Below are 22873 nucleotides of genomic sequence, written 5' to 3'. Positions count from 1 at the left end.
GGCGACCGCTCAGGCAGCCGTGTCCTGCCGCCGCGCGAGCCGCTCGGCCCGGCGCTGCTCGCGGCCCGCCGGGTGCGAGGCGGGGCTCGCCGCGAGCAGGCTGCGCGTGTACTCGTGCTGCGGGGCGGCGAAGAGGTCGCGCGTGCGGCCCTGCTCCACGAGCTCCCCGTGCCGCAGCACACCGACGTGGTGCGAGATGTGGCGCACGACGCCCAGGTCGTGCGTGATGAACAGGTAGCTGACGCCGCGCGCCGCCTGCAGGTCCATGAGGAGGTTGATGATCTGGCTCTGCGTGGACAGGTCGAGCGCGCTCACCGCCTCGTCGCACACCACGAGCCGCGGGTCGAGCACGAGGGCCCGGGCGATGGCGACACGCTGGAGCTGGCCGCCCGACATCTCGGCGGGGAATCGTCCGAGGTGCGCCTCGGTGAGGCCGACCTGCTCGAACGACTCCACCGCCTTGCGGTACCGCTCGCGCCGGTCGCCCACGCTGTGCCGTTCGAGCGTCTCCGTCACCGCGCGGCCCACGTGGTGGCGCGGGTTGAGCGACGCCACCGGGTCCTGGTAGACGGCCTGGACCTGACGCCGGTAGGACAGCGGCGTGCGACGACCCATCTCGGCGAGGTCCCGCCCCCGGAAGCGCACCGATCCTCCGCTCACGTCCGCGAGGCGCAGGACGGCGCGGCCGGTCGTGCTCTTCCCGGACCCCGACTCGCCGACGAGCCCGTAGGTCTCGCCCGGTGCGATGGAGAAGCTGATGCCCTTGACCACGGTCAGGGTCCGCCGCCGCCACGACGCGGCGCCCGCCACGTCGTAGTCGACGCGGAGGTCGCGGACGTCGAGCAGGGGCTTGGTGTCGTTCATGCGTGCCTCACTTCCCCGTCAGCGCGCCGTCGGCGGCGACCGCGTCGGTGACCTCGGTGTCGGAGGGGGCCAGGACCGGGGCCAGCCGACCGAGGTCGTGGTCCGCCGTCGGGTGGGCGGCGAGCAGCGCCGCGGTGTACGGATGGGCCGGCCGGTCGAAGAGTGCCGTGACGTCGTCGACCTCGACGAGGTCGCCCCGGTACATGACGGCCACCCGGTCGCACGTCTCGGCGGCGACGCCGAGGTCGTGCGTGATGTTGACGATCGACATGTCGAGCCGCTCGCGCAGGTCGAGGACGAGGTCGAGCACCTGGCTCTGCGTCGTGACGTCGAGGGCGGACGTCGCCTCGTCGAGGATGAGGAGGCGAGGTTCTCCGGCGAGCGCGATCGCGATCGCCACGCGCTGCGCCATGCCGCCCGAGAACTGGTACGGGTACTGGCCGAGGCGGCGCCGCGCGTCGTGCACGCCGACGAGGTCGAGGAGCTCGGCCGCGCGGTCCTGGGCCTGGCGGCGCGTGAGTCGGTGGTGGGCGCGCAGGACGTCGGTGAGCTGGCGTCCCACGGTGTGCACGGGGGAGAGGTTCGCCTGCGGGTTCTGGAACACGACGCCGAGCGCCGAGCCGCGCAGCGCCCGCAGCTCGCGCTCGGAGCACGCCGTCAGGTCGGTGCCGTCGAGCGTGATCGACCCGGCCGCGACGCGCACCCCGGGCGGGAGCATCCCGAGGACGGACTTGGCGAGCATGGACTTCCCGGAGCCGGACTCGCCGAGCAGGCCGAGGATCTCGCCGCGCCCCACGGTGAGCGAGACGTCGCGCACGAGCGTGACCGTCGTGCCGTCGGGCCGGTCAGCGACGATCTCGACGCCACGGACGTCGAGCACGACGTCGCCCGCGCGAGCCGCGGCGGCCTCCGCCTCGCGCACGGCCGCGAGCGTCGGGACGGCGTCGTCCGTGGCGGGGCGCACCCGACCGAGGACCTTCGTGCGGCGCACGCGGGTGCGCCGTCCGGAGAGCGCGTCGTTGATGCCGTCGCCCAGGAGGTTGAACGCGAGCACCGTCAGGACGATCGCGATGCCCGGCGCCAGCGCCATGAACGGACGGTCCGCCTGGTGCTGCGCGGCGACGCCCAGCATGCCGCCCCACGACGGCTGGTCGTCGCCGAGCCCGAGGCCGAGGAACGACAGCGCCGCCTCCACCTTGATCGCGGACCCGAGGAAGACCGCTCCCTGCACGGCGAGCGGCCCGGCGAGGTTCGGGAGCACCTGGCCGAACAGGACCTGGCGGCTGCTCAGCCCGGAGACCCGCGCCGACTCGACGTAGAGCTTCTTGCGCTCGGTGAGGGTGATCGCACGGGTCATGCGCGCGAAGTTCATGCAGAACACGAGGCCGATGGCCAGGATGAGCACCGCCATGCCGCGGCCGAGGATCGCGATGACCACGAACCCGACCATGAGGCCGGGAAGGGCGTCGGCGATGTCGAGGCCGCGCGACCCGATGCGGTCGTACCAGCCGCCCTTGTACCCGAGGACGAGCCCGAGCGGCACGCCGATGAGCATCGCGACGAGCACCGAGCCGGCAGCGACGACCAGCGCGGTCCGCGCGCCGTAGATCAGCTGGCTGAGCAGGTCGCCGCCGAGGTCGTCGGTCCCCAGGGGGTGCTCCGCCGTCGGGCCCGAGAGCGGGGCGCCGAAGTCGGTGGCGTCCGGTGCGTAGGGCGCGAGGACCGGGGCCGCGAGCGCGACGACGGCGAGCACGGCCAGCACGACGAGCGCGAAGACGGTCGACGGCTGCCGGCGCAGGCGCTGCCAGGTCTGGCCGGCGCTCGTGGCCTGCCGGCGGGTGGGCGTCGAGGAGGCCGGTGCGCCGACCGTGACGGGGGCGCTCACTGGGGCCTCGCCTGGGGGTTGATGAGGCCGTAGCCGATGTCGAGGAGCAGGTTCACGGCGATGACCATGAGTGCCGTGATCATGACGATCCCCTGCACGACGGGGAAGTCCTGTCCGATGACGCTGGTGAGCATGAGGCTCCCTAGTCCGGGAAGAGCGAAGACCTTCTCGACGACGAAGCTCACGCCGATGAGGATGGCGAACGTGACGCCCGCCGAGGCGAGCACCGGCACGAGCGCGTTCTTGACGCCGTACCGCGTGACGAGGACGCGTCGCGGGACGCCGGCGGCGGTCAGGGTGTCGATGTAGGGGGAGGCGAGCGAGGAGACCGTGGCCGCCCTCGTCTGGCGGGCGATGATCGCCCCGCCGGTCACGCCGAGGGCGAGGGACGGCAGGACGATGCCGCGGAGCCACCCGAGGGGGTCGTCCGTGAACGGCGTCCACGCGAGGATCGGCACCCAGCCGAGCTTGACCGCGAAGACCGTCGTCAGCAGCAGACCCAGCCAGAACTCGGGGATCGCGAGACCGAGCACCGTGCCCCCGGTGACGACGCGGTCGGCGACCGTGCCCGGGCGGGTGCCGGTGAAGACACCGGCACCCACCCCGAGCAGGAGCGCGACGACCATGCCGCCGAGGACGATCGAGACGGTGGCGGGCACCCGCTGGGCGAGCATGTCCGTCACGGGGATCCCAGCACGGTAGGACGTGCCGAGGTCACCGTGCAGCAGACCACCGAACCACTCCACGAAGCGTTCCACCGGCGGCCGGTCGAGACCCATCTGGGCTTCGAGCTGCGCGATCGCCTCCGGCGTCGCGGAGGTGCCGAGGATCGCCGCCGCCGGGCTGCCCGGGATCAGGTACGTCAGCGAGAAGACGACGACCGAGATGATCAGGAGCTGCGGGACGGCGAAGAGCAGGCGGTAGGCGATGAGCTTGCCCATCGGGTTCTCCTCGTCTCGAGAGGGGTGCGCGCGTCAGGAGGCGGGGCGCAGGTCGCGGTAGTTGACGAGGTTCGTCTCCCAGCGCTCGCTGGGCTCCGCCACGCCGGTCACGGTCTCCGCGTTCCAGGCGAGCAGCTCCTCGCCGGCGACGTGGGCGCACGTCAGCGCCTCGTCCTGGATGACCTTCGTGACCACGGACCACAGGAGGTCGGCCTGCTCGGTGCTGCCCGCCGCGATCGCGGCGTCGGCCGCGGCCTTGAGCTCCGGGCTCTCGACGCCGGACGGGTTGCCCGGGGCGTCGGCAGCGAACCACGCCTTGTACCAGTCGAACGGCGTGAGCTCGTCGTTGCCGCCGAGGCCCAGCGGGTAGCGGCCGCTGTTCCACTCCGTGAAGTACTGCGGCGGCGGCGCGCTCTGGACGGTGACGTTCATGCCGATCTCACCCATCTGCTCGGCGTAGATCTTCATCTGGTTCTCGTTGAACACCGTCGCGAGCATCTCGGCGTCGACGGGCGGGTTGCCCGCCTCGTCGTAGAGGTCCTGGGCCTTCGCGAGGTCGTGCGGGTAGCCCTGGAGGTCCGGGTTGAAGCCCTGCTCGCCCTCGGCGAAGTGCTGCGTGCGCACCTGCCAGTCGGGCTCGAGCTCGGCGAGAACCTCCGTGTCGATCGCGGAGCACGCCGCCTGACGCACGCGGACGTCCTCGAACATCCCCCCGGGCCCACGGTCGAAGAAGATCGGGTTGTTCCGGATCGCGGGGTACGACAGTCGTTCGATGGTGCCCGCGGCGTCGAGCGTGCTGAACTGGTTGACCTCGGTGTCGGTGAGGTCGATCTCGCCGTTGACGAGCGCGGCGGTCGCGGCGTTGTCCTCCGGGATCGAGACGAGCTGGACGGTCTCGAACCCGACCGGCTCGCCCCAGTACCCGTCGGCGGGACCGAACACGAGGCGCGTCCCGGGGATCGAGGCGGTGGCGTCGTACGCCCACGGTCCGGTGCCGACCGGGGTCTGCGCGATCGTGCCCGCCTCGATCGCGGCGGGGCTCGCCATCGGCGCGGCGCGCGTCGTCAGGGTCGTGAGGAGCGACGGCGTCGGCTCCGACAGGTTGAGCCGGACGGTCTGCGGGTCGACGACGTCGATCGACTCGACCACCTGGAACGGACCCGCGTACGGCCCCGGCGTGTTCTTGATGGTCTCGATGTTGACCTTCACGGCCTCGGCGTCGAACGGCGTGCCGTCGTGGAACGTGACGCCCTCCCGCAACGTGAGGGTGAGCGCCTCGTCCGTCTCCTCCCAGGAGGTCGCGAGGACACCCACGATCTCGCCGTCCGGGCCGGACGCCACGAGGTTCTCGTACGGCACGCGCAGGAAGCCGGCCTCCATCTCGGCGCCGGGCGCCCAGCTCTCGGGGAACCCGCCCCAGTTGACGCGCAGGACCGAGCCGGGCACTGTGCCGCTGCTCACGTCCCCGGCCTGCGTGGCGGCGGGGTCGTCCGTCTCGCCGCTCGTGCTCGTGCAGGCTCCGAGGACCAGCCCGAGGGTCGTCACGGAGACGAGGCTCCGGACGAGGAGAGTTGACTTCTTCATGGTGGGGCGCCTCCTTGCGCCGGCGAACACATGGGAAGGGGAGAGGGCACGGAGGAGCCCGGCGGGTGGTGGGTGCTCCGTGCGGAGGGGGAGAGCCGAGGCGTCCGGGGCGCACCCGGAGGCCCCTAGATCGGGAGGTTGAAGAGGCGGGCGGCGTTCCCCGAGAGCACGAGCTCGCGGTCCTCGTCGCTGATGTCGAGCTCGTTCTTCACGAAGTCGACGCCCTGGCTCATCCACCCGTAGAAGACGGGGAACGAGGAGCCGAAGAGGTAGTGGTCGGCACCGTTGATCCGCAGCGCCGCCTCCACCTGCTCCTTGCCCCACGAGTGCGGGTGGGTCATGTCGAAGAAGATGTTGTTCTCGAGGTAGCTCTTGATCTTCTCGCCGCCCGTCGGGTCGAGTCGCGTGAGGGACTCGTCCTTGTTCGACGCGTGCGGGGTGAGGAGCGCCGTGTTCGCGAACCAGTTGCCGCCCATCATGGTGTGGATGAAGCGCAGGCCCGGCATGCGGTCGAACATCCCGCTGAAGAGCTCGCGACCCACCGCGATCCCCTGGTCGATGATGCGCCCGTACTCTCGCCGCAGGTTCGTGTAGTCGATCACCGACCGCCACTCGACCGGCAGCGGGGTGTGGTGCACGACGACGGGGACGTCGAGCTTCTCGATGACCTTGAGGTACGGCTCGAAGACCGGGTCGTCGAGGTAGAGCTGCCCGTAGTGGCACGCGAGCTGGACGCCGACCGCGCCGAGCTCGCCGACGCAGCGCTCGAGCTCGTACACGTTCTCCTTGCCGCCCCACGGGGGGACGCACGCCGTCGCGAAGAGACGCCCGTTCGACCGCTTGACGATGTCCGCCGCGTTGTCGTTGACCTCCTTGCAGATCTCGAGCGGCAGCCACTCCTGCCAGACCGGGACCCGCATGACGCCGTAGTCGACGCCGGCGTCGTCCATGGCGGCGAGCTTCGCCTCGACGGAGTAGTCGCCGTCCACGTAGTTGAGGTTCTGGAAGCCGGCCGGCTTCTCGAGGATCAGCTGCTGCTTGCCGCTCGCGGTGGTCGCGACCCGCGCGATCTCGCCGAAGCCGCGCGGTGCGCTGTCGAGGAAGCCGTTGAGGATCTTCTCGTTCGAGAAGAGGTCCTCGGGCAGGTGGTGGATGTTGATGTCGACGACAGCCATGTCGGGTCGGTGCTCCGTCCTACGTTCGTTGCCTGCGCACATCGGTGTGCCGGCCGTGTCAGGCCTCGTTGCCGCTGCGTTCCTCCGGACCGGGGCCCGGGCGCGTCGCCCGGCTCCGTCTCCGGAGGGTTGGCGACCCGTCGCTCGCGCGAGGAGTCGCGATCCTAGTACGTCATCCTATCCGCCATCCTTGGCGGATCGTGTTCGAAATCATATGCAGATGGAAGAAGGATCGACAAGTCCCTTCGCCATCGAGCTCCGAGGAGCCCCGGGCCGAAAACCGTCTATCCGTTGATATTCCAGCGGTTTGGTCGACAGGTCATCACATAGGACGCGACGCGCGAGGACCTTCCGTACTTGAGATCGTGTACGAAACGGCTCTATGATCCGGGCACGCCTCACTGCCGAGGGATGGTCCGGGCCTCGATCGCTCGTCCGGCTCCGCCGCGAGCGCTCCCCCGTCCGCTCGGCCCCACGTCCAAAGGAGGACGGCTCATGAACGACCTCGTCTCGCGCGACGTCGAGTACACCCACGACGGCACCCGGATGATCGGGCTGCTCGTGGCGCCCAGCGGGGCGCGGAGCGCCCCCACCGTGCTCCTCGTCCACGACGCGTTCGGGCTCTGAGCGGGGACATGGTGGCGGTCGCGCACGGCCTCGCCGAGCTGGGCTTCGCCGTCTTCGCGGCAGACGTGTGGGGCGAGCGCACCCAGCCCGCCACGGAGCCGGAGATCGGTCCGCTCATCGGGTCGATGGTCGGCGACCGGGCACGGTGGATCGCTCGCGTCGCCGCGGCGCACGACGCCGCGCGTGACCAGCCGGAGGTGGACGGGGCGGCCGTCGTCGGTCTCGGCTACTGCTTCGGCGGTTCCTCCGTGCTGGAGTACGTGCGCGCCGCGGGCGACCTCCGCGGAGCGGTGAGCGTCCACGGCGGCCTCGACCTGCTGGCCCCGGACTGGAGCACGCCCGTCGCGACCGGCCACGTGCTCGTGTGCACGGGCTCGGCGGACCCCATGGCCACGGCCGAGCAGCGTGCCGCGCTCACGGCGGCGCTCACGGCCGCCGGCGTCTCCTGGGAGCTCGACCTGTACGGCGGCGCGAAGCACGCCTTCACGAGCCCTCGTGCGCAGCACTCCCCGAACCCGGAGGTCGTCGCGTACGACGCGCGCGCCGCCGCGCGCGCCTGGGACGCAACCGTCCGCTTCCTCCACGAGCTGTTCCCCGCGGTGCGCCTCGCCGCGGGCTCCGCCGCCTGACGCGGCCTCCACGAACGCCCCCGCCGACCCCTCCCGGCCGGCCGACACGGGGCGCCGCGACCAGGGCGGTCGCGGCGCCCGGAGAGAACGAGGACCCCATGCTCGACATCGTCATCATCGGCGCCGGCCCGGCCGGGCTCGCGGCCGCCCTGCGGTTCCACCAGCAGGGCCTGCGCGCACGCATCTACGAGTCCGTGGAGGAGCTGCGGCCGCTGGGCGTCGGCATCGACGTCAAGGTGTACGGCACCAAGGAGCTGATCGAGCTCGGCGTCTACGACGAGTTCGTCGACATCTCGGTGGACGCGAAGACCTCGATCTTCTACAACAACCACGGTCAGGAGATCTACGCCGAGCTCTGCGGCACCCACATGGGCTACGTGCACGAGCAGCGGTTCGTGCACCGCGGGTACCTGCAGATGCTCCTGTACCGCACCGTGCTCGACCGCCTCGGGCCGGACTCCGTGGTGCAAGGCGCGCGGTTCGTGCGGTACGAGCAGGACGCCGACGGCGTCACGGTCCACCTCGAGCACGCCGACGGCCGCACCGAGCGGGTGCGCGCCGACGTCCTCGTCGCCGCCGACGGCATCAAGTCCGCCGCGCGCCGCCAGATGCACCCCGAGCAGGCCGACCCGCACTACTCGGGCATCACGATGTATCGCGGCACGACCCTCATGGACCCCTATCGGGACGGGCACACGATCCTCCACATCGGCGCGCCCCAGATCGCCACGATGATCGTCTACCCCATCGCGGACGACTTCGAGGGCACGGGCAAGACGCTCGTGAACTGGGTCGTCGAGCGCGAGCGCGACGAGACCGTCGAGGACTGGAACCAGCAAGGCAGCGTCGACGAGATCGTGCCCCTGTTCGACACGGTGCGGCTGCCGTTCCTCGACGTCCAGCAGATGCTGCGGGACCACCGCGAGGTGTACCTCTTCCCCCTCATCCGGCACGAGCCGCTCGACTCCTGGACCCACGGCCGCGTGGTGCTCGTCGGCGACGCCGCCCACGCGATGTACCCGCGCGGCGGGAACGGCGCGTGCCAGGCGATCGTCGACGGCGGCGCCCTCGCGCGGGCGCTCGTCGAGCACGACTCGGTGCCCGCCGCGCTGAAGGCGTTCGAGGGCGAGCGCCTCGCGAAGGTCAACGCCATGGTCATGGCCCACCGCGGCGAGGGGTACGAGGTGATCCGCCGCATGGTGGCGGACCGGACGGACTGCCAACCGTTCGACGACATCGAGGAGGTCCTGCCGCTCGCCGAGGCCGACGCGATCTTCTCGAGGTACCACGCGATGGTCGGCCAGCCGCGCCCGGGCTTCGAAGCGGGGGAGCCGACGGGCTTCCGCACGTGGGAGGCGGAGGCCGCGTCGCCCCGTGTCCCCGACACGGCGGCCGTCGTCGGCCCCGCGCTCTGACGGGGCGGCAGCCATGGATCTCGGACTGCGCGGTCGCGTCGCGCTCGTCACGGCCTCGTCCCAGGGGCTCGGGCTCGCGTGCGCGACCTCCCTCGCGCGCGAGGGCGCGGAGGTCACGCTCAACGGGCGCGACGCCGGTCGGCTCGCCGCGGCGGCGGACACCCTGCGCGAGCACGTGCCCGACGCCGTCGTCTCGGTCGTCGTGGGCGACCTCACCACCCGGACGGGCCGCGACGCGATCGTCGGCGCCCTCCCCGAGGTCGACGTCCTCGTGAACAACAACGCGGGGCCGCCACCCGGGTCGCTCGACGACTGGGACGAGGAAGCCCTCGTGGCGGCCCTGCGCGCGAACGCCGTGCCCGCCGTCGAGCTGATCCGCGCCTACGTGCCGGGCATGCGCGCCCGCGGGTTCGGCCGCGTCGTCAACATCACGTCGGCGATGGTGAAGAGCCCGGCCGCCGACATGGGGCTGTCGGCCTCGGCACGGGCCGCCCTCACCGCCGTCGCGAAGTCCGTGAGCCGGACGGCGGCCGCGGACGGGGTCACGGTGAACAACCTGCTCCCCGAACGCTTCGACACCCCACGCCAGGAGGTCATGGTGCGACGGCGTATGGCGGACCTCGGGATCGACCGCGACGAGGCGAGGCGTCAGATCGTGGCCGAGGTGCCGGCGGGCCGGTTCGGTCGGCCCGACGAGCTCGGCGACGCCTGCGCGTTCCTGTGCAGCACGCAGGCCGGGTACCTCACGGGCCAGAACGTCCAGCTCGACGGCGGCGCCTACCGGGGCCTCGTATGAGCGCGGTGCGGGTCGCGGACCCGACGACCCGTGCCGAGGTGATCGCCGTCGAGGAAGCGCGTCGCGCGGCCCTGGTCGCGCACGACCTCGACGCGCTGGACGCGCTGTTCGACGACTCCCTGGTCCACGTCCACGCACCGGGCCTGATCCACACCAAGGCGCTGCTCCTGGAGCACGTCGCCACCCGCCACGCCTACCTCGACGTGACCCGCGCGGACCTCGTCGTGCGCACGGTCGGGGACGACGTCGTCGTGGTGACGGGCCGGATCTCCAACCGGCTGCGGACGGCCGAGGGCGGCGAGCGGACCCTCGCCGGCGTCGCCACCCAGGTCCTGCACCGCGGCCCTGACGGCCGCTGGCGGTTCGTCAGCTTCCAGATGACCCCGGACGGGAAGCAGGAGTGGGGCGCGCTGCCCTCCGAGCTCGCCGCCCAGGGCACGACCACCACGAACGACGGAGACGAGAACCCATGAAGATCGCACGATTCCGCGCGTCCGCCGACTCCCCGGTCCGGCTCGGCCGGGTGGACGTCCCCGACGGCGACCTCGCTGCCGCGCGCGTCACCGACGTCTCCGACGTCCCTGGCGTCGGGACCTCGCTGCGCGCGATCCTCCCGTCGCTCGACGACCTGCGCGACGCGGTGCTCGCGGCCGACGGCCCGTCGTACGCCGTCGCCGACGTCGTGCTCGAGGCGCCGGTCGACGACCCGCAGAAGTACCTCGGCATCGGCATGAACTACAAGGAGCACGCCGAGGAGGCGCGCCAGGCCGGCATCCCGATCCCCACGAGCCAGCTCTGGTTCAACAAGCAGGTGTCGTGCATCGTCGGACCCCGCGCCGACGTCGTAAAGCCCGACGTGTCCGAGGAGCTGGACTACGAGATCGAGCTCGGGGTCGTCATCGGGCGCCGCTGCAAGGACGTCGACGTGCGCGGCGCCCGGTCCGTGATCGCCGGTTACGTCGTCGCGAACGACGTCTCCGTGCGCGACTGGCTCATGAAGCTGTCGCCGACGTTCACGCTCGGCAAGTCGTTCGACACGCACGGCCCGCTCGGACCCTGGCTCACCACGGACGACGAGATCGACGACCCTCTCGACCTGAGCATGCGCCTCACCATCAACGGCGAGGTGCGCCAGGACTGGCGGACGAACGACATGATCTACGACGTCTACGAGCAGATCGCCTATCTCTCCCAGGTGATGACGCTCATGCCCGGCGACGTGCTGGCCACCGGGACGCCGTCGGGGATCGGGGCTCCCACGGGTCGCTTCCTGAAGGTGGGCGACGTCGTGCGCGCGGAGATCGAGGGCCTCGGGGCTCTCGAGAACCGCGTCGTGGCGGCGTCCTGAGGCGGGCCGCCCCATGACCGACGACGTACCCCGCCGCGTCAGCGTCGCGCTCCCCGGGTTCGGCCACGAGAACCCCGTGCCGGTCGCGAGCCGCATCGGCCCGTTCCTGGCGTCCGGCGTGCTCACCGGCCGGGACCCGGTGACGCGCGAGCTGCCGGCAGACCTCGACACCCAGTGCGTGAACCTGTTCGCCCACGTCCGTGCGCTCCTGGCGGTCGCGGGCGGCTCGCCCGACGACGTCCTCACGATGACTGTCCGCGTCGTCGACTACCGCGAGCGGGAGGCGCTGAACCGCGAGTGGGCGGCCATGTTCCCCGACCCGGCGTCACGCCCGGCCCGGCAGGTCGTCGCGGCTGAGCTCGACCGCGGCACGCTCGTCCAGGCCGACCTCCTCGCCGTCCTGGCACCGTCCCCCACGAAGGAGCACCCATGAACGACCCGCGCGAGACGGCGCTCCTCGCGACCGTCCCGGACGGCCTCTTCGTCGGCGGGGCGTGGCGTCCCGCCGCCGACGGCGCCGTGCTCGGCGTCGAGGACCCGGCCACGGGGCAGCGCGTCAAGGAGATCGCGGACGCGACCGTCGCGGACGGCGTGGCCGCACTCGACGCCGCGTGCGGCGCCTTCCCCGCCTGGGCGTCCACGCCCGCGCGCGAGCGCGGCGAGATCCTGCGCCGCGCCTTCGACCTGGTGCAGGAGCGCGCCGACGACCTCGCGCTCCTCATGACGGTCGAGATGGGCAAGCCGCTCGCCGAGGCGCGTGCCGAGGTGCGGTACGGCGCGGAGTTCCTGCGCTGGTTCGGCGAGGAGGCCCCGCGCGTCCAGGGGCGGTACGGCCCGAGCCCCGCCGGGTCTGGGCGCACGGTCGTCACGCAGCACCCCGTGGGGCCGTGCTTCCTCATCACGCCGTGGAACTTCCCCCTGGCCATGGCCACGCGCAAGATCGCTCCGGCGCTCGCCGCCGGGTGCACGGTCGTGGTCAAGCCCGCCACGCTCACGCCGCTGACGACGCTGCTCCTCGCCTCGATCCTCGCGGAGGCCGGAGTGCCCCCGGGCGTCGTCAACGTCGTCACGACGACGCGCACCGCCCCGGTCTCCGAGGCGATCCTCCGTGACCCCCGCCTGCGCAAGCTGTCGTTCACGGGCTCGACGCCGGTCGGGCAGCGGCTCCTCGAACAGGCCGCCGCGGGCGTCCTGCGGACGTCGATGGAGCTCGGCGGCAACGCGCCTTTCCTCGTGTTCGACGACGCGGACCTGGACCGCGCCGTCGAGGGTGCGATCCTCGCCAAGTTCCGCAACGTCGGGCAGGCGTGCACGGCCGCCAACCGGTTCCTGGTGCACCGCTCGGTCGCCGAGGAGTTCGCGCGCCGCGTGACCGAGCGTGTCCAGACGTTCCGCACCGGGCGGGGGACGGAGGAGGGGGTGACCGTCGGGCCCTTGATCGACCGGCGCGCGGTCGCCGCGAGCGCCGCGCTCGTGCGGGACGCCGTCGAGCGCGGAGCGAACCTGCGGACCGGCGGTGCGGCGATGGACGGGCCCGGCAGCTTCTTCGCCGCCACCGTGCTGAGCGACGTCCCGCCGGACAGCGCCGTGCTGCGCGAGGAGATCTTCGGGCCCGTGCTCGCGATCGTCCCGTTCGACGACGAGGACGAGGCCGTGCGCATCGCCAACGACACGGAGTACGGGCTCGTCTCCTACGTCTACACGCGCGACCTCGCGCGTGGCCAGCGGATGATCGAGCGGCTGGAGACCGGGATGATGGGGCTCAACGTGGGCGTGGTCTCCGACGCCGCTGCCCCGTTCGGCGGCTGGAAGATGTCCGGTCTCGGCCGCGAGGGCGGCGCCGAGGGCATCCACGAGTACCTGCAGACCAAGTACACGCTGACCGCCGACCCCTTCGCCCCCTGAGGCGGGGCGAGACCGCCCGGCACGGGCCGACGGAGAAGGACGGCCCCGCCGCGGACGGCGCGGCGGGGCCGTCGTCGAGCCCGGGCGGGACCAGGTGGTCCCGCCCGGGGTCGTGCACGGGTCTCCCGGAGGAGGGTCGGGCTACCCGGCGTAGGTCTCGAGCTCGGCGACGCGGGGAGTGCCCGACGCGCCGGTGATCTCGAGGTTGATCTTCTTGAGCGACGTCGCGGTGAACGTGATGGTCCCCGCGCCGCTGCCCGTCTTGAGGACGGCGCCCGTGTCGTTGTTCACGAGGCGCCACGTCCCGATGCTGCCGCCGCCCGCGGCCTCCTTGACGACGACCCGGCCCACGGTCGTCGCGGTGCCCCACTTGACGGAGAGGGTCCCCGTCGAGCCGCTGGGCGACCACCAGGTGGCGGTGCTGCCGTCGATCGCGTTGCCGTAGCTCGTCCCGCTGCCCTTGCTCGAGCCGTCCGCGCCGGCGCCGATGCTGAGGTTGGTGCCCGACGGCGGGCCGGTCGGGTCGGTCGGGTCCGTCGGGTCCGTGGGGTCGGTCGGGTCGGTCGGGTTCGTCGGCTCGCCGCCGAAGGTGACCCGGAGCGAGCCGTCCGCCGCGAACGACCAGCCGAGCTCGCCGTCGTACGCGGAGCAGGCCGACCCGTTCGAGCCGGACCAGAACGAGTTGCCGCCCGCGTCCGTGCCGACCGTCTTGTCGTTCGCCCCGGAGTCGCACGACACGTTGCCGCTGAACCGGTGGGTCCCGGCGTCGAAGCTGAAGTTGCGCTCGGCGTTGCCGACCGCGACGTTGCCGCTGACGGTGATGGAGCCGGGGTTCGAGTTGTACGTGAACCCGTGCTTACCGTTGTCCACCGCGAACGAGTTCCGCACGACGTGGTTGACCTTGATGTCCTCGCCACCGAGCTTGTACCCGTTGCGGTCGCCCGCACCGGCCTGGCCGCCGTCGGAGAGCGTGCCGTTCTCGTAGGCGAGCGAGCTCTCGATCGTCACGGGCCCGATCGGCCCGGTGTCGGACTTCGTGTACAGGTCCCAGCCGTCGTCGATGTTGTGATGCGCCACGGTGTTCCGGAACACGTTCCCCGGGCCCGACGTGAGCTTGGCGGCAAAGCCGTCCGCGTCCTCGCCGTCCGAGTCCGCGTTGTCGTGCGACTCGCTGCTGAGGATCAGGTTGTTCGACGGCCACTCGCTCGCCGGGGCGCCCGCCACGAGACGGGAGAGCTGCAGGCCGGTGTCGTGGTTGTAGCGGGTCACGACGCGCTCGATGACGTTGTTGCTGCCGCCGAGCAGGATGCCGTTGTCGCCCGCGTGCTCGACCACGATGCCGTAGACGTGCCACCAGTCGCCGCCGATCGCGAGGCCGCGGTTCGCCGAGCTCTCCGCCTGCGCCGAGAAGTTCAGCACGGGCCGCTCCCCGGGGTACGCGGACAGCAGGGTGCGGTCGCCCGACGTGCCGTCGTTGCCCGGCTCGATCGTCACGGTCGACGACAGGTCGTACGTGCCGCCGCGCAGGAAGATCTCGCCGCCCGAGGCGACGCGCTCGATCGCGACGGGGAGCGTCGTCGGCGCCGACAGCGTGCCGGCCGCGCTCGCGCTGCCGTTCGGGGCGACGTAGATCGTCTCGGCGCCCGGCTCCGGCGGGTCCGTCGGGTCGACGGGACCCGGGTCCGTCGGGTCGGTCGGGTCCGTCGGGTCGGTGGGGTCGGGGTCCGGCGTCTGCGGCGTGCACGAGCCGTCCGAGACCTTGAGGCCCTTGTTCGCGCCCGCGGTCTGGTTCACGAGGTTCGGCACGCAGCTCGCGCCGTCGAGCGTGTAGGAGTAGGGGATGCTGACCGACGTCGTGGAGGTCAGGTTCGGGCCGGCCGGCTGGATGTCACCGCTCGGGCTCGACCACGTGACGTTGTCGAGGACGTTCCCGGCGACCTGCCAGGTGCCCTTCTGGTCGGTGTAGAACGTGCCGAGGACGTCCTTGGAGTCCTCGAAGTAGTTGTTCTCGACCTTCGCCTTCGCCCCGGCCCGCGAGTTGATCCCGGACTCGTTGAGCTGCACGTAGTGGTTGTTGTAGATGTGGGCGATGCCGCCGCGCAGCAGCGGCGTGCGCGAGTCGAGGTTCTCGTACTTGTTGTGGTGGAACGTCACGAACCCGTTGGACGTGTCGCTCTCGCTCGAGCCGATGAGGCCGCCGCGGCCGGAGTTGCGCAGGATGCTGTAGGACAGCGTCACGTACTGGACGCCCGCCTTCATGTCGAAGAGGCCGTCGTAGCCCTCGGACTCCCCGCCCGACGCCTCGAGCGTCACGTGGTCCACCCACACGTTGCGGACGCCGCTCTCCATGCCGATGGCGTCGCCGCCGTTCGACGTGGGCGAGCCCGACTTCTTGACGTTCTTCACGGTGACGTTCTGGATGATGATGTTGCTGGCCTCACGGATGTGGATGCCCAGCTGGTCGAACGTCGCGCCGTTGCCGACGCCGACGATCGTCACGTTGCTGATCTGCTTGAGCTCGATCACGCCGGCCGCCGTGTTGCAGCTGTCGCCCGAGACCTTCGCCGTGTTGCCGTGGTTGATGGTGCCCTCGACCTCGATGACGATCGGGGTGTCGTCACTGGCCCGGTTGCACAGGGCCGCGTGGATCTGGGTGCCGGTCGTGGCGCGGACGGTCTGTCCGCCGGCGCCACCGGTCGTGCCGCCGTTCTGGGTCGCGTAGCCGGTCGGGCTGCCGGTCACGGCCGCGTTCGCGGTCGTCGTCAGGGCTGTCACGCCCATCGTGGCCGCCAGGGCCGTCGCGGCGGTGGCCGCGAGCAGTCGTCGTGCGACGGGTCGTCTCATCGTGGTGCCTCACCTTTCGTCATCGAACTGGGGGCAGTGCGTGGTGACTCACGGCTCCAGGTCCGCGTTCGCATCGGTCGACGCGACGACCTCGTCCTGGTGCGCGGGCGCCGGGTCGTGCGCCCTGCGCGGCCGGCCGACGACGACGTCGGGCAGCCCGCCTCGGAAGAGCTCGTCGAGGCGTTCAGATGGGGTCGAGATCTGGGTAACCGGTTTCTCGATCGTAGGATACCGGTTTCCCATTGCGCAAGCCGCAGACACTTGACTAGTTCTTGACTCCTGCCGACCCGATGGCGGGGGAGCGCTCCACGCCCCCCGGCGTGGGGGATCGGATCAGGAGGAGCCCGGGATGCAAGAAGTCCCGGTCAGGATCACCTGACCGGGACTCTTGCGCGGGCCTTCCGACTGTGACGTCGAAGCCCTCGCCACGTGGGTGGTTCCGGAAACTCGCTGACCAGCACGCGTACCGGTAAGGCATCGCTTCCAGGCACACCGAGACTGGGCATCGAGGCACACCGTGGGCCATCGGACATGAGGCCGCACTCGCCGTGTCGACCGGCAGGTCGCCGGCGCTGGGCCCGGCGCTATTCTGGAGAAGACTGCGACGGAGGTGGGCAGATGGCCAAGAAGATCAGCGCGAGCGACGCCGCACGGGTAGCAGTTCGCTCGACGAGAGCGTCGGCGAAGCTCGAAGGTCGCGCCGTCAAGTCCTCGACGCGCTCTGCGGTCACCGGCCGCTATGTCGCGGCACGCCCCGCGCGGACGAAGTGAGCGGGCTCGACCCGGACTACGGCAGCACGCCGCTCGACTTCGAGGAGCTAGACGCCCTTCTGCCGGAGGTCGCCGAGGCGATCGGAGACCCGGTGACGAAGACCTCGGTCTATGAGCTGGAGCAGGCGTACGAGGACGCGGTGCGCGAAGCGTTCGTGGTGCGCGCCGCGGCGGGCGAGCTGTCCCTGACCGATCTGCTGACCGACTGGACGCTTCGGGATCTGCACGCTCGCCTCTACGAGAACATCTGGACCTGGGCGGGCGTATACCGCCAGCGCGAGCTCAGCATCGGCATCGACCCGGTCATGATCGCGGTCGAGCTGCGATCCACCCTCGAGAACCTGCGATACCGCTGGGAACACGCGCCGGACTGGACGGTCAAGCAGTTGGCGATTGCCACGCACGCCGAGGCTGTGCGGATCCACCCGTTCGTCGACGGCAACGGCAGGTCAACCCGACTGTTGGCCGACCTTGTCCTGCTCGCAGCGACGCCCGATGACGAGCCGGCGGTCGTGTTTGACTGGGACCTGGACAAGACGCTCTACATCCCAGCCTTGCGCCGATTCGACCAGGCCCGCGACCCCAGTGAGCTCGCAGACCTGGTCGGCCTTGTCGCGGTCGAGGAGGGTTGAACGTCACCCAACGCCCGTAGTGCTGGGCATTCCCTCGTTCGCCAGAGGAGCGTTGCCCTTGCTACGCCGCGGAGGCACGGCCAGTCACGCACCCCGGTTTCAGGTGAAGCTCGGACTGACGTTTCGACGATAGCCGGAGCAGTGGCCGTGCGGCGGCCTGAGGTACCTTCCGACGCCTCCGCGCACCGCCCAACCCATCCCAAGACCCCAAGGACCCTGGCCGGCCACGCGCAGAGCTGTCGAACGCCGTCGTACACCGCTCCGCACCGACCTGGGGCGCAGAAAGTCGCGGCCAGGATCACCTAACCGGGACTCTCCGAAGGTCTTTCGACTCAGAAGTCGAAGCCCTTTCCACATGGGACGTTTCGATTGCCCTGACCTGCGGCGATCGGGAAGCCACGGGGCACCAGTCCGCTCCGCCAAGCACACCTGCTCCGCGGCCCCCTGCGGTCGACGCAGGCCTCAGTCGAGCGCGTTACTGATGGCCTCCGCGATCGGGCCCCAAACGTCCCATACGTCGCCGATCACTCGTTGACCCGGAAGGGTCTTGCCGCTAAACCTGTGCTGCTCGAAATCGGCACGAATGTAGATCATGTCGCCGTCAACGTGAGCGACTCCAAACGCGTCGAGAACCGCGGCGGCACGCGTAAATTCGCTGCCCTTGACGGACTGTCGGCCTTCAAGCTTCTTGACGAAGGAACCCCGCTCACCAGAGTGACCGTGCGTGCGGGTGAGATTCATGAGCATGTTGAGGAACCTCACGGCCCGATCCGAGGTGTCAACGGCCGCGGGATCCTCAAGGAGCTGACGGTACTCATGCCACGGGTAAGCGAGCGTCGTGGCTGCTGGGACGCGGAGCTCAAAGTCGCCTGTCAGGGGTCCACGCGCAATCTGCGGCGGCAGGGCAAGGTGCCCTTCGACCTCAAGAATGACCATGCCGACCGACGGGTCCTCATCCTGGCCCGGCACAGCTCGGTTCGCGAACTCGATAGAGGCACCCTCGACTACGAGGTCCCCGCACCGAATGAACAAGTCCGGACCCAGGACGGTCGACGGATGGTGCACGGGGACAACGACGCGGCCGCTGGTCTGCACCGTTAGGCCTTCGAGCGGTCCGAACAGGCAGAGTTCGTCAAGGTCCTCGGGAACGAGCGTAAACGAGCCAACAATCGGTTGGTCCCTCCGGAACACCTTGAGGTCGACATCGAAACCACCATCAGGACCCTGCCTGAGCAGGACCGTCGACAGCGACCCGCTGTACTCGCCAGCAGTGACTGAGGCGTGCAGAGCCGCAAACTGCCACTCATCGATGAGAGTCACATCCCCGGCGAGCGCCACCAGGTCGAACAGGAGTCCCGATGCGTTGCCGACCTCTACCAGACTCTTACCGGTAAACGTGGACCCGAAGCGACGCGACGCAACGAAGGCGGTAAACACGGCGCTCGCCCAGTTGGTCTCGTTGCGGAAGGGGTGGTCGTCCACAAACGAGCGAACCCCCTGGATGTAGCTGTCTCGTGTCTCAGCACTCGTGATGTGGTCAAGGGTCGGGGCAGGCGCCCCGAGCAGGTCGTGGCACAGCCAGTCGATCTGCTCGCCTGGCGTGTATGTCTGCTCGGGGTCGAGGCCGAGTTGTGCCGCGAGAGGCCGCATTTTGCCCTGGTCACGTCGAAGAAGGTCATCCAAGATGGTCTGCAGAACCTCGAGGTGGCGCGTACTCGCCGCGGTCATGCTGAACTGATTGGCGATGTCGAACAGGTTGCTCGACCCGTAGAGCACCGCAGCAACGGCGTCGAGAACGGGCGCATACCCTGCGAACGCCTCGCCACTCCCGTCGAGGGCGGGCCCGGTCAGGGACCCGATGACGGCGTCGCGGGCGGCCGCGTAGTGCGGGTGGTCGATGACGGCACCGGACTTCGCCCTCGCATTGACGCGGCCATCGACGTACTCGAGCCGCTGGTGCGAGCCGAAATGTGACACTTCAAGCCAGGCGAGGGTCGTCTGCGCGTCGGCAAGGGTAAGCCACGCCTCCTCGAGAGTCCGCTCACGGCCGAGCAGGACGAACCGGCAGCCTCTTCGCGCGTAGTTCGCGATGGACTCAAGGAACTCGCTCCAGGACGTTCCCGAGACGCGCGCGCGCGCCTCGTCAAGAGAGTCGATCAGGACTAGCGGCCGATCGAGATCGGCGATGCTCGCCTCTGCGTCGGGCACCCTCAAGTACCGGCTCAGGTTGTAGTCAAGCGCCGTCGCGCCGACCGCATGATCATCCTCAAGCTTCCAGAGTGGGACCTTGAGACGGCGAGAGAGCTCGGCAGCAGCGGTACTCTTTCCTGCCGCTCCGCGTGCAGAGATGAGCACAACCTGAGCGCCCAGGTCGCCCAGGCCCTCCTTGACGACGAGTTCAGGGCTGACAAAGAACGAGTCGTTGTCGCTCACCGCGAAAGCAGACAGGCTATCACCGATGAACGCCGGGCTGCCGATCGCTGCAACAACATCATCGAAGTTGTACTGGGTAGGCACGTGCCGATCAAAGCACAGACAGAGCACCGCGCACAGCGGGCTGGTCCATGAGTTTCAACGTCGCCCCGCAGGACGCGACACCAGGCCCAGTAGGACACTCGTCTCCACTCGCCGCCGTCGGTGGGACCACCCGCGGATGCCGAGCCTGCGCACCGAGACGGAAGGCGACGCACTTCGCGATCGCGTTCACCACCCGGGACTGCCCCAGCATCGGTTGACTCTTCGAGCAGGCCGCGAGGGCCAGGGTGTTGGCAGCGTAGACGGTCTCGAGCTCGACGGGTGTCATGCGTCCGAGTCAGGCTTGGCGTCTGCACCGCTGCTAGGTGTTCTCGATCCAGGTGATGATCGCCAGGCGCAGCTCGTCGCGGGTGCCCCAGCGTTGCGGTTGAGGACGTTCTTCCGCAGCAGGGCGAGGAAGCTCTCCATGGCGGCGTTGTCTCCGGCGGCGTTGTCTCCGGCGGCGCCGACGCTGCCCGTGAGCCGGTGATGCCGTGGTGATACAGCGCGACCACGAAGCACCTGGAGCAGAAATTCACTGCCGCGGTCCGAGTGGCGGATCGGGCCGGTCTGCCCCGCGGTCACGGGGGTGGCCGGGCGTAGGGCGGTGGCGTTGTTGAGCGCGGCGACGACGAGCGAGGACTTCATGCGTGAGTCCATCGAGTAGCCCACGATCCGCCCGGACCAGGCGTCCTTGATCGCGCACAGGTAGAGCTTGCCAGTGCTTGCCCTCGACGGTGGGGTGCTCGGCGATGTCCATGAGCCACAACCGGTCCGGACCATCAGCAGTGAACTGTCGTTGAACGAGGTCGTCGTGCACGGGCGGGCCAGTCTTCTTCCCCGACCGGCGTCGGCGGTGGACGGGGGAGACGATGCCGGCTACGCGGCACAGCGACTAGACCGTGTTCGCCGACACCTGAAGACCGACGTCGGTCAGCTCGTTGGCGACGAACCGGGACCCGAACTTCGGGTCGTCACGATGCACGCCCATGGCGGCGTTGATCAGGTACGCCCGCTGCAGGTCTGCGGGCGTGGCAGGGCGGGCCTTCCACGCGAGTAGGCCCGCTTGGAGAACCCAAGTACCCGGCAGGTCACCGTGACGGGGGTTTCGTCCGCGGCCAGGTCACCGACCAGCGGGTATGCCATTTTGGGGAGATCTCGTTGGCGAAGTACGCCGCCGCCCGGCGCAGGATCTCGACTTCCTGCTCGAGCTGACGGTTCCGACGCTTGAGCTCACGCAACTCGGCGGACTCCTGCTTCGTCACACCGGGCTGCACACCGTCATCGACATCGGCCGCCTTGAGCCAGTCACGAACACAGGACTCGGTGATCCCGAAGTCCTTCGAGATCTGAGCGACCGAGCCGCCCTGACAGGCCACGGCAACCACATCACGACAGAACTCATGCGGGATGGGGCTCGGGTACGGGGACGTCCTTCCAGCGAGGACCACAGTCGTCACAGATCAGGAGTCAATCGATCTTGGGGCAGTCCCAACACTGCGGCCAGTCTGGAGAGAGGCGAGTTCCAACGTCCAGCGTTAGCAACCGTCCGATCCCGTCGGGGAGGGAACATGAGGGAGGCGGCGCCGAGGCGCCGCCTCCCTCCTAGCGCTCCCCAGCTACTCTCGGCAAAAGTGCCGAAGGGACACGTGGGCTTCTAGAATCCGACCCGCGCGACGAGCGAGTCCGCGACGGCCTTGCGGGTCTGGAACGAGGAACGCACGGTGAGGCGCGTGTCTCCGGCGGAGGTGACCGACGAGACGAGAACCCCGAGGCGCTGCCACAAAGGGTTGCTGTAGGAGAAGTAGTCGACCTCGTGCGCACCGTTGCCCGTCTTGGCGGGTTCGGCGAGCACATTGAGGCACGTCATGTCCTTGTCTTCGGTCGCCCAGATGCGAGCGGCGACGGCGGCCACGCCGTGGATCGACAGGGCGGTACCGGCCAGCGAGGACCCGCGGATCTCCCTCCGCTTCTCGATGGGCAGCATGCCGAACTCGGGGCGGACATCGACGAGGTGGTCCCAGAACTCGATGAGGAACGCGACCTGCTCGTCCCGGTCCTCCGCGCTGTAGGGGATGTCCGACCAGTGATCCTGCAGCGCCTTCGAAAGGGTGTTGAAGGCGAAGATCTTCGCGGAGGACGCCGAGACCGAGTTCTTGAGGATCTCCACGTTGTGCCGCAGGTGCTTGGAGCCACGGACGAGCCGGTTCGCCAGATCGTCCGTGGTGAACTCGTCCGAGTGTGCCCACTTGGCCGCGGTCTCGTTAACCTTCTCGCCCTCGGTGTTGAACTTGGCCGCAACGCGCGCGGCCGTCTTCTCGTCGGCGATCCAGATCCGGACCGCGAACCGACGGTCGTAGATGCTCACAGCGTCCGGGTTCATCGTCGCGTAGTTCTGTGCCGCCAACCGCAAGGCGGTGATCCGCGACTGGGAGTCGACCGCGGTGTCGAAGTGCCCCTTGTAGAGCACGAACGTTCCGTCCTCCAACTCGTAGTCAGTCTCCTGCGGGTCCGGGTCCACGCGGATCGAGAGATTCCCGATGACGCCGTTGCCGTCGAGCAGCTCCCTAGCCCAGTTGTTCACCTTCCGCCGCGTCTTCGCAGACATACGGCTGTTCTCCTGCCAGTCGGGCCGGATGTTGTTCTCGAATCGGATGAGGTCGGCGTCGATCCAGGACAGGATCTCTCGACCCGGGAGGACGGCTTCGAAGTGGATGCCTCCGGCATCGTCCACCTCACGAACGTCAGGGATGGTGGCGAGTGGCTCGATCTTCTGCACGCTTACTCCTAGGTTGATACGTCGATACGCACGCGATACGTCTCTACGTGCGCCAGGATGTCACCCTAACACCTATCACACGTATGCACGTAGAGCGCGCGTATGGACGTTCAGCACCGGGGGTACAAGACGCATGTGGGCCCTTCGGAGAGCAGCTGACTCCT

Annotated in this window: 18 protein-coding genes and 1 pseudogene; 10 read left to right on the top strand and 9 right to left on the bottom strand. The window is 69.8% G+C overall.

The genetic code is table 11. From position 1 onward, the window contains the following. Positions 1-9: 9 nt before the first annotated feature. From A0J59_RS15660 to A0J59_RS15640, 5 genes are all read right to left on the bottom strand, one after another. Positions 10-864 (bottom strand): ATP-binding cassette domain-containing protein, encoded by an 855-nt coding sequence (locus tag A0J59_RS15660; protein WP_064316724.1) that lies wholly within the window; start codon positions 862-864, stop codon positions 10-12. A 7-nt stretch (positions 865-871) separates the two neighbouring features. Next, positions 872-2749 carry a dipeptide/oligopeptide/nickel ABC transporter permease/ATP-binding protein gene (locus A0J59_RS15655; RefSeq protein ID WP_064316723.1) on the bottom strand — a complete coding sequence of 626 codons (1878 nt, stop codon included), beginning with the start codon at positions 2747-2749 and terminating at the stop codon, positions 872-874. Beyond that, positions 2746-3690, bottom strand: coding sequence for an ABC transporter permease (locus A0J59_RS15650; RefSeq protein WP_064316722.1), 945 nt, complete (start codon positions 3688-3690; stop codon positions 2746-2748). Before A0J59_RS15650 ends, A0J59_RS15655 begins: the two co-directional genes overlap by 4 nt. A gap of 33 nt (positions 3691-3723) precedes the next feature. Then, the gene (locus tag A0J59_RS15645; RefSeq protein ID WP_064316721.1) at positions 3724-5274 is read right to left on the bottom strand and encodes an ABC transporter substrate-binding protein; all 1551 of its coding nucleotides are present in this window, start codon (positions 5272-5274) and stop codon (positions 3724-3726) included. A 125-nt stretch (positions 5275-5399) separates the two neighbouring features. Continuing rightward, entirely contained in the window at positions 5400-6449 is a 1050-nt protein-coding gene (locus A0J59_RS15640) for an amidohydrolase family protein (RefSeq protein WP_064316720.1), read from the bottom strand. 495 nt (positions 6450-6944) lie between these two features. On the opposite strand from A0J59_RS15640, the gene A0J59_RS22435 reads away from it, so the two are divergent. The 8 genes from A0J59_RS22435 (at position 6945) to A0J59_RS15605 (ending at position 13169) form a co-directional block, all read left to right on the top strand. Further along, positions 6945-7076, top strand: a complete 132-nt coding sequence (locus A0J59_RS22435; protein WP_255365262.1) for a hypothetical protein — start codon at positions 6945-6947, stop codon at positions 7074-7076. 11 nt (positions 7077-7087) lie between these two features. After that, entirely contained in the window at positions 7088-7705 is a 618-nt protein-coding gene (locus A0J59_RS15635; RefSeq protein WP_220084498.1) for a dienelactone hydrolase family protein, read from the top strand. Between the two features lie 98 nt (positions 7706-7803). Then, on the top strand, positions 7804-9120 hold the full coding sequence (locus A0J59_RS15630) for an FAD-dependent monooxygenase (RefSeq protein ID WP_064316718.1): 1317 nt from the start codon (positions 7804-7806) through the stop codon (positions 9118-9120). Positions 9121-9133: 13 nt separating this feature from the next. After that, positions 9134-9916, top strand: coding sequence for an SDR family oxidoreductase (locus A0J59_RS15625; RefSeq protein ID WP_064316717.1), 783 nt, complete (start codon positions 9134-9136; stop codon positions 9914-9916). Further along, positions 9913-10389 (top strand): DUF4440 domain-containing protein, encoded by a 477-nt coding sequence (locus A0J59_RS15620; protein WP_064316716.1) that lies wholly within the window; start codon positions 9913-9915, stop codon positions 10387-10389. Before A0J59_RS15625 ends, A0J59_RS15620 begins: the two co-directional genes overlap by 4 nt. Continuing rightward, positions 10386-11264, top strand: a complete 879-nt coding sequence (locus A0J59_RS15615; RefSeq protein WP_064316715.1) for a fumarylacetoacetate hydrolase family protein — start codon at positions 10386-10388, stop codon at positions 11262-11264. The genes A0J59_RS15620 and A0J59_RS15615 overlap by 4 nt, the downstream gene beginning before the upstream one ends. Before the next feature lie 13 nt (positions 11265-11277). Beyond that, positions 11278-11697, top strand: a complete 420-nt coding sequence (locus tag A0J59_RS15610) for a RidA family protein (RefSeq protein WP_064316714.1) — start codon at positions 11278-11280, stop codon at positions 11695-11697. Then, positions 11694-13169: an NAD-dependent succinate-semialdehyde dehydrogenase gene (locus A0J59_RS15605; protein WP_064316713.1), complete on the top strand. Its 1476-nt coding sequence runs from the start codon at positions 11694-11696 to the stop codon at positions 13167-13169. The genes A0J59_RS15610 and A0J59_RS15605 overlap by 4 nt, the downstream gene beginning before the upstream one ends. A gap of 141 nt (positions 13170-13310) precedes the next feature. On the opposite strand, the gene A0J59_RS21300 is transcribed toward A0J59_RS15605, so the two are convergent. Then, positions 13311-16013 (bottom strand): polysaccharide lyase family 1 protein, encoded by a 2703-nt coding sequence (locus tag A0J59_RS21300; RefSeq protein ID WP_156533089.1) that lies wholly within the window; start codon positions 16011-16013, stop codon positions 13311-13313. Positions 16014-16631: 618 nt separating this feature from the next. On the opposite strand from A0J59_RS21300, the gene A0J59_RS21685 reads away from it, so the two are divergent. Together A0J59_RS21685 and A0J59_RS15590 are read left to right on the top strand one after the other, a co-directional pair. Further along, positions 16632-16784 carry a hypothetical protein gene (locus A0J59_RS21685; RefSeq protein WP_156533087.1) on the top strand — a complete coding sequence of 51 codons (153 nt, stop codon included), beginning with the start codon at positions 16632-16634 and terminating at the stop codon, positions 16782-16784. Further along, positions 16781-17416: a Fic family protein gene (locus A0J59_RS15590; protein ID WP_064316712.1), complete on the top strand. Its 636-nt coding sequence runs from the start codon at positions 16781-16783 to the stop codon at positions 17414-17416. The genes A0J59_RS21685 and A0J59_RS15590 overlap by 4 nt, the downstream gene beginning before the upstream one ends. A 462-nt stretch (positions 17417-17878) precedes the next feature. Here the strand turns inward: A0J59_RS15590 and A0J59_RS15585 are convergent, their stop codons facing one another. The 3 genes and pseudogenes from A0J59_RS15585 to A0J59_RS15575 form a co-directional block, all read right to left on the bottom strand. Beyond that, on the bottom strand, positions 17879-19933 hold the full coding sequence (locus A0J59_RS15585) for a hypothetical protein (protein ID WP_082919084.1): 2055 nt from the start codon (positions 19931-19933) through the stop codon (positions 17879-17881). Positions 19934-20162: 229 nt separating this feature from the next. Then, a pseudogene (locus A0J59_RS22430) lies at positions 20163-21381 on the bottom strand (IS3 family transposase); the annotation flags it as partial. Positions 21382-21587: 206 nt separating this feature from the next. Then, positions 21588-22709, bottom strand: a complete 1122-nt coding sequence (locus A0J59_RS15575; RefSeq protein ID WP_064316709.1) for a DNA sulfur modification protein DndB — start codon at positions 22707-22709, stop codon at positions 21588-21590. Between the last annotated feature and the right edge of the window lie 164 nt (positions 22710-22873).

This window comes from Cellulosimicrobium sp. I38E (genome assembly GCF_001647255.1).
GTDB classification, from domain to species: Bacteria; Actinomycetota; Actinomycetes; order Actinomycetales; family Cellulomonadaceae; genus Cellulosimicrobium; species Cellulosimicrobium cellulans_E.
The sequence above is the reverse complement of the archived record's forward strand: the minus strand, read 5'-3'. Positions and strand labels throughout refer to the sequence as shown.